The 12,967-nt window shown below is 69.1% G+C and carries 11 protein-coding genes and 1 other RNA gene; 5 read left to right on the top strand and 7 right to left on the bottom strand.

Annotated features, from left to right (window positions below):
- Positions 1 to 5 precede the first annotated feature (5 nt).
- On the bottom strand, positions 6 to 1,061 hold the full coding sequence (locus VG296_RS08355; protein ID WP_325564805.1) for an amidohydrolase family protein: 1,056 nt from the start codon (positions 1,059 to 1,061) through the stop codon (positions 6 to 8).
- Between the two features lie 119 nt (positions 1,062 to 1,180).
- On the opposite strand from VG296_RS08355, the gene VG296_RS08350 reads away from it, so the two are divergent.
- Positions 1,181 to 3,103, top strand: a complete 1,923-nt coding sequence (locus tag VG296_RS08350; protein WP_325564802.1) for a sigma-70 family RNA polymerase sigma factor — start codon at positions 1,181 to 1,183, stop codon at positions 3,101 to 3,103.
- A 22-nt stretch (positions 3,104 to 3,125) separates the two neighbouring features.
- Here the strand turns inward: VG296_RS08350 and VG296_RS08345 are convergent, their stop codons facing one another.
- Positions 3,126 to 3,599, bottom strand: a complete 474-nt coding sequence (locus VG296_RS08345; protein ID WP_325564800.1) for a carboxymuconolactone decarboxylase family protein — start codon at positions 3,597 to 3,599, stop codon at positions 3,126 to 3,128.
- 47 nt (positions 3,600 to 3,646) lie between these two features.
- Here VG296_RS08345 and VG296_RS08340 point away from each other — a divergent pair, with 47 nt between their 5' ends.
- A complete protein-coding gene (locus tag VG296_RS08340) occupies positions 3,647 to 5,059 on the top strand; it encodes a PLP-dependent aminotransferase family protein (protein WP_325564798.1) in 1,413 nt (470 codons plus the stop codon).
- A gap of 23 nt (positions 5,060 to 5,082) precedes the next feature.
- Here VG296_RS08340 and VG296_RS08335 read toward each other — a convergent pair whose 3' ends face one another.
- Positions 5,083 to 5,625 (bottom strand): hypothetical protein, encoded by a 543-nt coding sequence (locus VG296_RS08335; RefSeq protein WP_325564796.1) that lies wholly within the window; start codon positions 5,623 to 5,625, stop codon positions 5,083 to 5,085.
- Positions 5,626 to 5,679: 54 nt separating this feature from the next.
- Between VG296_RS08335 and VG296_RS08330 the strand changes: the two genes are divergently transcribed.
- Positions 5,680 to 6,141 carry an NUDIX domain-containing protein gene (locus VG296_RS08330; protein WP_325564794.1) on the top strand — a complete coding sequence of 154 codons (462 nt, stop codon included), beginning with the start codon at positions 5,680 to 5,682 and terminating at the stop codon, positions 6,139 to 6,141.
- Here VG296_RS08330 and VG296_RS08325 read toward each other — a convergent pair.
- From VG296_RS08325 to VG296_RS08315, 3 genes are all read right to left on the bottom strand, one after another.
- A complete protein-coding gene (locus VG296_RS08325) occupies positions 6,135 to 7,652 on the bottom strand; it encodes an MFS transporter (RefSeq protein WP_325564792.1) in 1,518 nt (505 codons plus the stop codon). The genes VG296_RS08330 and VG296_RS08325 overlap by 7 nt on opposite strands.
- Positions 7,653 to 7,763: 111 nt before the next feature.
- A complete protein-coding gene (locus tag VG296_RS08320; protein WP_325564790.1) occupies positions 7,764 to 9,632 on the bottom strand; it encodes a hypothetical protein in 1,869 nt (622 codons plus the stop codon).
- A 92-nt stretch (positions 9,633 to 9,724) separates the two neighbouring features.
- Positions 9,725 to 10,702, bottom strand: a complete 978-nt coding sequence (locus VG296_RS08315; RefSeq protein WP_325564788.1) for a hypothetical protein — start codon at positions 10,700 to 10,702, stop codon at positions 9,725 to 9,727.
- 1 nt (position 10,703) lies between these two features.
- On the opposite strand from VG296_RS08315, the gene VG296_RS08310 reads away from it, so the two are divergent.
- Both VG296_RS08310 and VG296_RS08305 read left to right on the top strand, forming a co-directional pair.
- The gene (locus VG296_RS08310; protein ID WP_325564786.1) at positions 10,704 to 10,886 is read left to right on the top strand and encodes a hypothetical protein; all 183 of its coding nucleotides are present in this window, start codon (positions 10,704 to 10,706) and stop codon (positions 10,884 to 10,886) included.
- 225 nt (positions 10,887 to 11,111) lie between these two features.
- Positions 11,112 to 12,503, top strand: coding sequence for a glycosyl hydrolase family 28-related protein (locus VG296_RS08305; RefSeq protein ID WP_325564784.1), 1,392 nt, complete (start codon positions 11,112 to 11,114; stop codon positions 12,501 to 12,503).
- Between the two features lie 322 nt (positions 12,504 to 12,825).
- Here the strand turns inward: VG296_RS08305 and ssrA are convergent.
- Positions 12,826 to 12,967, bottom strand: a transfer-messenger RNA (tmRNA) gene (gene ssrA / locus VG296_RS08300); the annotation flags it as partial.

The following is a 12,967-nucleotide window of genomic DNA, read 5'->3' as shown; positions in this document are numbered from 1 at the left end:
CGCAGTCACGCCACGATGCGGCCCTTGAGGATGATGCGGGTCGGGTGGGCGAGGACGGCGGGATCGAGGGTGGGGTCGTCGGCATAGGCGACGAGGTCGGCGGGGGCTCCGTCGGTGAGGGCGGGCAGGCCGAGCCATTCGCGGGCACGCCAGGAGGCGGCGGCGACGGCGTCCTCGGCGGGCAGGCCGGCGCTGATGAGCTGGCCGACCTCGGTCGCGACGGTGCCGCAGGGCCAGCTGTCGGTGCCGGCCAGGACGGTGACGCCGGCCTCGTGGGCGGCGCGGACGTTGGCCGGCAGCGCCTCCCAGCCGGTGAGCCACCAGTCGCGGCGGGGGCTGGGCTCCCGCTCCCGCGCGGCCTTCTCGTGGGCGGCGAAGACGCTCATCGTCGGGACGAAAGCAGTGCCCTGACGCGCCATCTGGTCGATCAGGCCGGGGTCGAGGTGCATGCCGTGCTCGAGGCTGTCGGCGCCGGCGAGTACGGCGTTGCGGCTGCCGTCGGCGGTCTGGCAGTGCACGGCGACCTTGCCGCCGTTCGCGTGGACGGCGTCGATCGCGGCCTTGAGCAGGTAGATAGGGACGGGCGGATCCTCGAAGCCCCAGTCTCCGATGATCTTGCACCATCCGGAGGACGCGGCCGACTCCTCGACGGCGGCCTGCACCAGCTCCGCCTCCGTGATGTCGCGTCCGTATCCCGGGAAGAAGCGGCCGGGGGTCGCCAGCCACTGGCCGGCCGAACGAACCCGCGGCAACGTGGCGTCCTCGTCGACCCAGCCGGGAATCCGCGCGGCCGATCCGGGCGTGCGGATCAGCAGCACGCCGGCGTCCCGGTGCTCGAGTAGCTGTTTGCGCAGCACCTCGTCGTCGAACGGGACGGCGACGGCCTCCGTCCCCGGGTGCGTGTGCACGTCGACGAGTCCCGGCAGCAGCCAGCCGCCGTCCACGACGGTCTCGGCGGCCCCGGCATCGGGCCCCGGATCCGTGCGCAGTCGATCCCCGTCGATCCAGAATGTTCGCTCTTCGCGCTCTGGGAGCACGATTCCCCGTACTTTGAAACTCACCCTGCCAGCGTAGCTCTTGGGAACCTGCCGTAGTTTCTGCAATGCGGCGCGGCGGGACGCCCCTCCCATCCACGAGGGCGGTTGCCCAGAGGCGGTCCACAGCAGCGAAGGAAGAGAGCATGTCAGCAGGCCCCACTCCGGAGGCGGCGCTGGTCGTGGCAGCGCGTGCCGGCGATCCGCAGGCGTTGGACGCGCTGGTCGGCGCCTATCTCCCGCTGGTGTACAACATCGTGGGCCGGGCGCTGGACGCCCCGGCCGAAGTCGACGACGTCGTGCAGGACGTCATGTTGCAGACGGTCCGCGATCTGCGGCAACTGCGCGAACCCGAGGCGTTCCGCTCGTGGCTCGTCGCGATCGCGATGCGGCAGGTGCGCGGCCACTGGCGGCAGCGGCGTACGGCGCCGACCGCGATGGAGCTGGAGAACGAGTCGGTCGCCGATCCCGGCGCGGACTTCGTCGACCTGACCATCGCCGCGCTCGGCCTCTCGGACCAGCGCAAGGAGGTCGCGCAGGCCACGCGGTGGCTCGAGGCCGAGGACCGGCAGATCCTCGCGCTGTGGTGGCTTGAGGCCGCCGGGCAGCTGACGCGCGCCGAGTTGAGCGCGGCGCTGAAGTTGAGCCCCGCGCAGGCCGCGGTGGTCGTGCACCGGATGAAGACGCGGCTCGGAGCGGCCCGCATGGTCGTGCGCGCACTTGCGGTCTGGCCGCGCTGCGCGGATCTGGACGCGGCGTGCAAGCGTTGGGACGGTCGGCCGAATGGCCTGTGGCGCAAGCGCATCGCACGCCACATACGCGAGTGCCCCACGTGCAGCGCCATGCAGATGGACATGGTTCCCGCCGAGAATCTGTTGGTGGGCCTGTCTCTGGTGCCGGTGCCGATCGCCTTGCACGCGGCCGCTCTGCCATCGGGTGCGACGGTGGCGACGGCCACGGCGCGGATCCTGCGACGCCGCATCGTCCACCGGCCCAGAATTCGCACACATCACGGCGTGATGCACTGGACGACCCTGCCCGCGACAACGAAGGCAGTGGTCGCGGTCGCCGCCGCGGTCACGCTCGTGGCCGGGGCGACGGGCGTCAAGTACGTCTCCGACCAGCATTCCTCGGCCACGCCCGCACCCAGCGCCATCGTCACCACGGCGGCGCCCGCCACGGCCGCGCCCACGATCACCATGCCGACGATCGCGAAGTCCTCCGCGAAGTCGTCCCCGACGGCTTCTCAGGCCTCGGCGATCGTGAACACCGCGCTGCCCGTGCGCGCGGCCTTCTACTACCCCTGGTATCCCGAGAACTTCGCGGCCGGCGACAGCCATTACACGCCCTCGGCCGGCGACTACAGCGTGGACGACCCGTCGACCGTCGACCGGCAGATCCAGGACATGCAGTACGGCGGGCTGCAGGCCGGGATCGCCTCCTGGTGGGGCCAGGGCCTGCGCGAGGACAAGCGGATGCCGCTGCTGATGAGCGAGGCCGCGAAGCTGGGCTTCTCCTGGTCGGTCTACTACGAGAAGGAGGGCTACGGCAATCCGAGCGTGTCCGAGATCACCAATGACCTGATCTACCTGCGGAAGTACTCCGACCAGCGGGCCTGGCTGCACATCAACGGCCTGCCGGTCATCTTCGTGTGGGCGGACGGCTCGGACGGCTGCGGCATGGCCACGCGCTGGGCCGAGGCGAACCAGACCGCCCACTACTACGTCGTGCTGAAGGTCTTCGGCGGCTACAAGACGTGCGCCGACCAGCCGCAGGGCTGGCATCAGTACGCTGACGTCGCGGACATCCAGCCCGGCTACTCGGCCATCGCGTCCCCCGGATTCTTCAAGTACGACGAGTCGACGCCGCAGCAGCCGCGCGACCCCGCCCGCTTCCACCAGGACGTCGTCGCCATGGCCGAGTCCAAGGCCCCGTTCCAGCTGATCGTGACCTACAACGAGTGGGGCGAGGGAACCGCGGTGGAGTCGGCCACGGCCTGGTCGAGTTCCAGCGGCCACGGCGTGTACGTGGACATCCTCCATCAGGTCTTCGGCGAGTATCCGCGCTAGCGCGGCGGGGCCGCGGCACGACCTAGTTCACCGGCCAGACGTGGGCCGCGACGTTGACCCGGTTCCAGGCGTTGATCGTGGTGATCAGCCAGACCAGTTCGGCGAGCTCGGTCTCGTCGAACTCGGCGGCGGCCCACACCTCGTCGCCGACGGGGCCGTCGGACAGCCGGGTGACGGCCTCGGTCAGTTGGAGGGCCGCGCGCTCCCGGGCGGTGAACAGCCCGGTCTCCTGCCAGACCGGGAGCAGGAACAGGCGGCGCTGGGTCTCGCCGCCCGCGAGCGCGTCGCCGGTGTGCGTCTCGACGCAGTAGGCGCAGCCGTTGATCTGCGAGGCGCGGGCCCGCACGAGCTCCTTCAGCCCGGACTCCAGGCCGCTTTCGGCGGTGGCCTTGTCCAGGGCGGACATGGCGCGCATGGCGGCGGGCGCGAGCTTGTCGGCGGCGACGCGGACGGCGGGGGCGGGGACGTATGCGGCGGTGTTCGTGTTCGTTGTCATGGCAGTGACTCTATGCGCGAAGTGGATCGGTGCTAAGGTCCAATTCTGTGACACAAGAGTGGTCCACTTCGGCGGGGGTCGACCTCTACGTGGACCTGCTGCCCGGCGAGGGCCGGCGCGAGGGCCTCGAGCGGGCGCTGCGCGACGCGATCCGCGGCGGACGGTTGGCCGCCGGTGAGCGGCTGCCCGCGACCCGCGTGCTGGCCGCGGAGCTTGGCCTGTCGCGCGGCACGGTCAGCGGCGCGTACGACCAACTGGTCGCGGAGGGCTACCTGCTCGCGCGGCACGGCTCGGGAACCACGGTGGCGCACGTGCCGCGCGCCGCGACGCACCATGTCCGCCGACCAGCGGCCAGGCCGCGGCACGACCTGCGCCCCGGCACCGGGGACATGAACGCGTTCCCGGTGCAGGAGTGGCTGCGCTCGGTGCGCCGGGCGCTGACCTCGGCTCCGGCCGCGGCGTTCGGCTACGCGGATGACCTGCGCGGACGCCCGGAACTGCGGGCCGCGCTGGCCGACTATCTCGGCCGCGCCAGGGGCGTGGCCGCGACGCCGGAGCGGATCGTCATCACCAGCGGCTACACCCAATCGCTCGTGCTGCTGGCCCGGGTGCTCGGATCGGGTTCCGGCCGCTTCGCGATGGAGGATCCCGGTCTCCCGTACCACCGCGAGCTGGTCCGTCACGCGGGCGCCGAGCCGTGGCCGCTGCCGGTGGACAAGCTCGGCGCCGATCCGCGCGCGTTGCCCGACGACGTGAGCGCGGTCGTGACGACTCCGGCGCACCAATACCCGACCGGCGTCACGCTGCACCCCTCGCGCCGCAGAGCGCTGATCGAATGGGCACGGTCGGCGGACGCCGTCGTCATCGAGGACGACTACGACGGTGAGTTCCGCTACGACCGCCAACCGGTCGGCGCGTTGCAGGCGATGGCACCGGACCACGTCGTCTACGCCGGCACGGCGGCGAAGGCGCTGGCCCCGGCCCTCCGCCTCGGCTGGATGGTGCTGCCGCCGCGCCTGGTCGACCCGGTCCTCGCGGAGCTGCGGCTGAGCACCCTGGAGACGGAGAGCCTCGGTCAGCTCGCCCTCGCCGACCTGATCGCCACGCACGGCTACGACCGCCAGATCCGCGCCGTCCGCGCCCGCCACCGTCGCCGCCGCGACCTGCTGGTCGGTGCCATCGCGGCGTTCCCGGCGCTCTCGTCGGCCGGAATCAGCGCGGGCCAGCACATCCTCGTCACATTGCCGGCCGACGGGCCCGAAGAATCAGAGGTCATCGACGCTGCGGCACAGCGCGGCCTGGCCCTGAGCGGACTGGCAGAGCACTGGCACGCGTCGCACGCGTCGCACGCGTCGCCCCGCGCCAAAGGCCTCGTAGTCGGCTACGGCGCGCCGACCGAGACGGGATACCAGCGAGCGCTCGATGTGTTGATCGACGTACTACGCCAGCTGTACGGCTAGAACCGGCGAGGTCATCGAGGTTATTACGCCAGATCCTCATAGCCACCGGCGGTGAAGACCATCCGCCGAAACTCCCCGGTCGTCAACGGCGTTCGCGGGTCGACTCCGGCCGGCGCATACGCGGGCTGGAAATAGACGAGGTCGCAGCGGCGGCAGTACCAGCCGTGCCGCCAGACCTCCTCCGCGGCAGGGAGACCGCGCGCAAGCCGCCGCTGACGCCGCACCGCCCCGACCACGCCGAGGGACCAACTAGCGGCGAGCACGCCGGAGGTCAGGCAGAACAACACCAGGAAGACGGAGGTGCCCAGCTGCCCCGTACCGGTCGTGGCCGCGTGAATACCGAGATCCACCCCGAACACGGACGCCATGCCCGCGCCGAGCACCCGGCCCGCCCACCGCTGACGCGGCGGCACAACACGCAACTCGTCGACCAAAGGGAGCCGGTACTCGGCGCACGCCTCCTGGTGCGCTACCGGCACCCGTACGACGCCGTCCATCTGACCGCACGAAACGCACGGCACCAATTGCGGCACCGCGTCCTGGATGTCCAGCGCCTCAGACGCCATATTCCCCTCGCCCAATCCCCAGTCCACCCCTATTACCGATCCTACAATGCAGCCGTGAAGAAACTCAGCGCCGGAATTCTGCTCTACAAGTTCACCGAAGGGCAACTGCTGGTGCTGCTCGTGCACCCCGGCGGCCCGTTCTGGACCAGGAAAGACCTCGGAGCGTGGTCGATCCCGAAGGGCGAGTACGAGGAGGGAGACGACGCGATGGCGGCAGCGGTCAGGGAACTCGGTGAGGAGACGGGACTCGCGCTCGACGGCGTCGAACTGGTCCCGCTCGACAGCGTCAAACAGAAGAACGGCAAGGTCGTCGCGGCGTGGGCCGTGCAACACGACTTCGACGTGGCCACGCTCGTGAGCAACACCTTCGAGATGGAGTGGCCCAAAGGCACCGGGATGCGCGAGTTCCCCGAAGTCGACCGGGCGCAATGGTTCGCCCCCGAGGAGGCTCGTCGGAAACTAGTCGCCGCACAGGCCGAGTTCATCGACCGGCTGATCGCGAAGCTGGCTCACTGAGTTTCGGTTCTCAGCACGGGCTCGTGCGCCCCGTGCGCCGGATGCGGCTGCAGCGGAGTGCCGGCGATCGCGCAGTGCACTCGTACCTCTTCGCGGGGCTGCGGTTCCGGGCCCGCCGCGGCGGCGAGCTTCGTCGGAATGCTGACGAAGGCGATGAACGCGCCGATCAGCAGCAGCACACTGCAGATCAGCATCGCCCTGTGATACATCGGCCCGAGATCCGCGGCGACGGTCAGGCTGCCGCCGCCGAGACCCGCGGCCAACGGAAGGATCGCGACGGCGAGAAGTCCGGCGGCTCGGGCGACCGCATTGTTGACGCCACTTGCGATGCCCGCGTGACGCTCGTCGACCGACCCGAGGGCGGTCGCGGTCAGCGGCGCGACGGTCAGCGACAGGCCAAGGCCCAGGACCACGACTGCCGGAAGGACGTTGCGCAGGTACGTCGAGTGCCCGCCGATCCGCGAGAACAGCAGCATCGCGCAGGCACAGACGATCGGTCCCACCGTCATCGGAATCCGCGGCCCGATCCGCTGCGCGAGCGCCCCGGCGCGCGCCGAGAGCAGCAGCATCAGCGCCGTGACCGGCAGCATCGAGACTCCGGCGGACAGCGCCGTGAAGTGCACGACCACCTGCAGATTGAGCACGACGAGGAACAGCACACCGCTCAGCGCCGCGTACACGGCGAACGTCACCAGGTTCGCCGCGCTGAACGCCCGCGACCGGAACGTGTCCAGCGGCAGCATCGGCTCCTTCGCATGCCGCTCGACGAGCAGGAATCCGATGATCCCCGCGAGTCCGAGCGCCAGAGCGGCGAGCACGACCGGGCTGCCCCCGCCGCGTTCGGGCCACGCCGTGAAGCCGTACGTCAGCCCCGCGAGGCCCGCCGCCGCGGTCACCACGCCGGCCATGTCGATGCTCCGTGCCGCGTCCGGATTGCGCGACTCCGGCACCCGGCGCACCGCGACGACGCAGACCAGCACCGCGATCGGCACGTTGATCAGGAACACCAGCCGCCAGGTGGCCGCCTGCACCAGCCAACCGCCGAGGAACGGCCCGATCGCACCGGCGACGCCCCCGAGACCCGACCATGACCCGATCGCCCGAGCCCGGTCGTCCGGGTGGAACGACGCCTCGATGATCGCCAGCGATCCGGGCGCGAGCAGCGCCCCGCCGACGCCCTGCAGCACCCGTGCCGCGATCAGCATCTGCACGTTCGGCGCCAGCCCGCACAGCAGCGAGGCGACCGCGAACCACCCCACCCCGAGCACGAACACCCGCCGCCGCCCGAACCGGTCCCCGAGCGTCCCGCCAAGCAGGATCAGCGAGGCCAAGCTGAGCGTGTACCCGTTGACGATCCACTGCAGCGACGCCGCCCCCGCGTGAAACTCGTCGCCGATATGCGGCAACGCGATGTTGACCACGGTCGCGTCGAGAAACGCCATCCCGGACCCGAGCACGGTGGCGAGCAGCACCCACCGTCCGTCCGCACGCCCATACCGCACCTGCGCCATACCCCGATCATTGCACGCGCGGGCAACACAACGACCGCACCGCCGACAAGGACGATGCGGCCGTTGTGTCGCCTGCGCGCAGTGCCTCTCACTCGGCGTCGAGGCCCCTGCTCATGCCGCCGCGGTGGTCAGCGCTGCGAGGGCCGGTTTCGACGAGCCGTCGGCTCGGGTCAGACCGAACGGTCCCGCCGTCCCGCCCGCGTCGCTCCAGCAGTACACGAACACGGCCTGGACGTACGGCCACGGCCCGGCACCGACGACCCCGGTACCCGAGTCCGCCGGGACACCGGTTTCGATGGCCGTGAACGTCTGCGTGATGATGTCGGCCTGAGTCGCCTCGCTCACCGCGCCGTTCTGGGCCACACCCGGCGGGTAGACGTAGACGATCACGTGCGCGCCCGCCGGTACGGCAGTGCCGAACGTCTGGCCGACCGAGGCCTGGATGACGGAGCCGACCGGGTAGTCCGCCGTCGGAGTGACACTGCTGACCACGATGGTCGTCTCGGCGGTAGTCGACGGCGTGACCGCAGTGGTGGTCGTGGTCTTCACGACAGCGGTTACGCCTGAGGCGTCGCCGGGCGCCACGGTCACCTTGACCAGCGTGCCGGCCGGGATCGTCAACGGCACCTTCGTGGCGGCAACGGTCAAACCGGTGATCGCGGTTCCGGAGGTCAGCGCCGTCGACAGGACCAGGCCGGTGGGCGGCAGCACGGTCCATCCGCCACCCGCGGTCGCGGCCGACACGAAGCTCCCCGAGGGCACTCCGTCGGCGACGAGTTCGTAGTGCACGTCGTCAGTGGCCGCGTTCGGCGAGGTGACGGCCAAGGAAGTCGCGGTCCCGGCCGTGGCCGGCCAGACGGCACTCGCCCTTCCCGTGGCACCGCCTATCTCAGTGATCCACATCGGCTTCGCGCTCTCGCCGTTCGCGACCATGATGTTCCGGAGCGCCGGAATGGCGGTGAATCCGCCCTCGTCAACCGGCTGCGATGCCGGGAGGTAGGGCTGGGTGTAGGGGTGGATGGCCAGCGCGTCCCACATGGGCCGGCCCGCAGCCCTCGCGTATGCCTGGGTCAAGAACAACTCGGGCGCATATCCGAAGCACAGATGCACTGTGACAGGCGAACTGGAGGAGACCGAGGCGACGGCGTTGGTGAACGTGGTCTGCCAAGCAGGAGGCGCCACCGTATATCCGACACCCGGCTGCACTGCGGTGACGTAGGTACCGGCGGGAAGGAGGCTATTCGCGTCCGCAATCAACATGTATAGGTCGGTGGACGCCGCGGCCGCGCAGTTGATCTGGGCCGTAGCGGATCCAGCGGAAATCTGCGCCCATGAAGCGCTGCGGACGGTACCGCCGTATCCATACTCATCGTGGTTCGCCAGGGTGCCGCCGAGGACGAAAGCCTGCGGATCGGCGGCCTTGATCCTCGGGTAGGCGGCGACGGCGAGATCCGCGAATCCGAGCGGCGAGAGGTAGCCCCAACCTGACGGCGTCCCCAGCTTGGGGGCGGGCGCGACGCCGCTGTCAAGGTTCGGCTCGTTCCACAGCTCGAAGGTGTGCACGCCCATGGCACTGAAGTTGCCGGCCGCCGCCGCGCAGTAGTCCGCGTAGAGCGCAGGGTCCGGGGTCGGCCATGGGCCGTTCAACGACGTGGCACCGGCGGCCAGCCGTGCCCAGACCGGCGACTCGTAAAGCAGGATGTCCAGATTCATCCCCGCCGCGAGCAGGACACTGGCCGTCGCATTGGGCACGGAAAAGTCGAAGTCGCCGGCCTTGGGGTTCTGGATGTCGTTCCAGTCGGCGTCCATCCGCACCCAGGCGATGTTCGCCGCCTTCATCCGGGAGATCTCGGACTGCTGCGCACTCGAGGACAGCGTCGCGAAGTAGCTCTGATATCCGGAGCCGAGCGCAAGGCCGACCGCCGGGCCACTCGAGGTGCTGGCGACCGGCGCAAGGCTGCCGGCAGGAACGGCGTCCATGCCAGCCGTTCTCTGGGACGCCTGCCGCACGCCCAGCGCAGAAACACCGACGGCAACCGTGCCCGAAGTCAGTAAGGAGCGCCGAGAGATAGTCACAGCGCCGCCCGGACATAGCCGCGGACGGTGGTCACGCCGAGTGCGAGGTACGCGTCGCCGACGGGCTTCGCGACGAAGAGGTCGTACAGCTGGTCGGAATCCTGGCTCCAGGCCAGCGCCGTGAGCGCGCCGACGCCGTTATCGGCGTAATTCACAGGGCCGTAGTCCAGCACCTTGACCGGCGTCCAACCGCATTCCCTGAACAGGAAGGCCTTTTGGTCGTAGTTCGCCTGCTGCTCGGCGACGACGACGAGAGTGCCGTCAGGAGCGACGCTGACCATGGATGGCTGATATCCGGACGTGTTGAGGGTACGCACCGTCGCCAGGTTGGAGAGCCGAAGCACCCCCACTTGGGTGCTGACCACATACTTGCCGTCGCGGGTGACGGCGAGGTGCTGCGCCCAGCCGGAGCGCTCGGCCTTCTTGGTCAGCTGCCCATTCCGACCGGTGCGGTAGACGTCGAGGAAGTTGGTGTTGTCTTTCGCGTCATAGCCACCCGCGACCAGGGTGTTCGGCGCTCCGACGCTGGTGGCGAGATCGGCCGGGTTGTACGGCACCGACGTGTAGGTGACGTCGGCACGCCGCGACTGGATGTCGAGCGAGCCGATGTACCACTGGGACGGATCGCCCGTCCGATCTGCCTCGAACCACAACCGCCCGCCGGTGATCACCAACGAGCCGACCGACATGCTGTACCCGGCGCCGATGTCCAGGCCCCGGGCCTTGAGCGTGGCCGTGTCGATCGCGGTAACCGGCTCGCCCGAGGCATACACGGTCCGCCCGTCGGGCGAAAGGACGAGCGCGCCCTCGCCACCTGCGGTGATCGTGCCAACAAGGTGTCCCTGCATGTCGAGAACGAGCACCTCGGCGCCGTACGGAGCGGTTGATTGGCGGGCACTGACGAAGATGTGGTGCTGCCTGCCGTCGACGACCGGACCGCTGACGTCGATGTTCGCCGCCGGAAGTGTCAACACGGTGCCCGGCGCGCTCGTCGTCGCGACTTCGGACGTGCCGGTGACGGATGCCGCCCCGGCCGACGACACCGATGCCGCCAAAATCACCATCGCGGTGCACGCGGTGACAGAGAGTTCACGGATACGCATATGGCCCCCCAGGCCCCGCGATTACGCCGATCCCCTGATCGGCTACGAGCATTGATCGTAGAACGCTGTCAGCGTTCGCACCATCGCCAGCCGACCGCCCGCACGTACCGACTCTGTCACAGCACCCAGAGACCCGGTTTCTCCACATACGACATCGGCTCGCTGTAGGGTGCCTCTCAACATCATCACGGGGCAGCGGCGACAGCAGGGAAACAGCGAGTCATGGTCTTCTGACGTCCGCGACTGCGCGCCAGCCCAGCGACGCGTACCGAGGGGAACCATGACGGACCAGAATGACGCCATGCCCAGCCACGGCGCCACCATCAGGCGCCGCGCCCTTATCGCCGGTGCCGCCGCCGGGATGACGGGAACAGCCATAGCCGCCAGCGCGGCGCCCGCCTCGGCCGCCACCTCCTCCCTCGGCTGGTACAACGTCACGGACTCCTCGTACAACGCGAAGGGCGACGGTACGACCGACGACACCCAGGCCATCCAGGACGCCATCACCGCATGCGGCAAGAGCGGCGGCGGCATCGTCTACCTGCCGACCGGGAACTACCTCGTCACCCCACCTGCCGCTACCGCGCCCACGCAGACCGGTGCGGCGCTTTCGGTGGTCTACGACAACGTCACGCTCATGGGGGACGGTCGGCACGCCACGATGCTGATCAAGAACGGCAACGGGGTGCTATTGAGCATGTCCGGAACCGGCAGCGACCCCACCGCCGGATCCACACACCTGCGGTTCTGCGGCATCAGGGACATCGGGATGTCCGGCCACGGCCACACGGGGCTGCTCCTGCAGCTCTACTACGCCGGTGACTTCCTCTGCGAGAACGTATACATGGTGAACAACGACGACTGCTGTATCGACAGCGCGGAGTTCTGGGACTCTCGGTTCTACAACCTGGTCGTGGAGAGCTGTACTGGAACCGCAGGCTCCACCATCCAGCCCAACGTCTTCCTGCGCAATTCGGCGGCGTCCAGCGGCTACGGCTACAGCTCCGACAGCACCAATCACATCTACCTGCTCAGCTGCCGATTCGAGTCCTTCGGCACAGGGGCTCTCGCGATCGGCGCCGGTGTCAACAACGCCAACGGCGCATACATGATCAATGTCACGGACATGAAGGCCGAGTCTTTCCTGCTCCAAGGCCCGTACGTCATCAATGTGGACAACGCGTGTGCGGAGATCTTCCTCAATCACGTCTTCGTCTATGCGGGCGCCTTCGCGTCCGGCTACTCGACACGCGCGAACGGGATCAACTGGGCCGCCCGACGCAGTTCGCTGACGGACGTCATGATCGGGAACGGGAGCGTGGACACGCTCAGCTGCGGCGTGAACCTCACCTCCCAGTCGGAGTCGGTCGCCGTGCTGAACAACGTGATCGGCAACTACACAACCGCACCGGCCACCGGACACATCTACTTCTACACCTCCACCGGAGGCACCTACGACCTGAACAGCTGCTACGCCAATATCGGCGCCCAGTACGCGGGCACCATGCCCACGATCTACCAGCCCGGTACGCCGCTGCTGCAGTACGCCGGCGCAGTGACCGACGCAGTGTTCGCCCATACACCGCCCAACGGAACGATGGCGATCGACACAACCGGCAAGAAGCTGTACGTCCGCCTCGGCGGCGCCTGGTTGTCGACGCCGCTGAGCTGACACAGAGGGCACAGCTGCCAAAGGCAGGCTGGAGCTGCTTCCGGACCGGGCATCCGGACACCGCTCGTAATTCGCAGTTTCCGGGCCCAGAAGCGGCAAGCCAGCCAGCTTGACGGTCTTCATCAACACGCCGCCGATCTACCAGAAACAGTGCTCGGTTACTGGATTCGCCGTCGCCGACGGCGCGGGAGACGTCGCCGTCTACGGCAGCGCGTTTGACGGCCCGGCGCTGAACCTAGTGGCGAACCAGCCCTCCCCAACGCGAGTGCGCCGCCGATCCAGTCGACGGCGCACCCGGAAGCAGCGTGAATCAAGGGCAGACCAGTGGAGGTGCCGGGAATCGAACCCGGGTCCATCGGCGGCTCTGCAGGGCTTCTACGGGCGTATTCCCGAATGAGTTTCTCGGCTCCGCTGATCCCCGGGACGGGTCACCGACAAGCCCAGCCACGAAAGTTTTCCCCACT

The organism is Actinospica sp., assembly GCF_035552695.1.
GTDB lineage: Bacteria > Actinomycetota > Actinomycetes > Streptomycetales > Catenulisporaceae > Actinospica.
The sequence above is the reverse complement of the archived record's forward strand: the minus strand, read 5'-3'. Positions and strand labels throughout refer to the sequence as shown.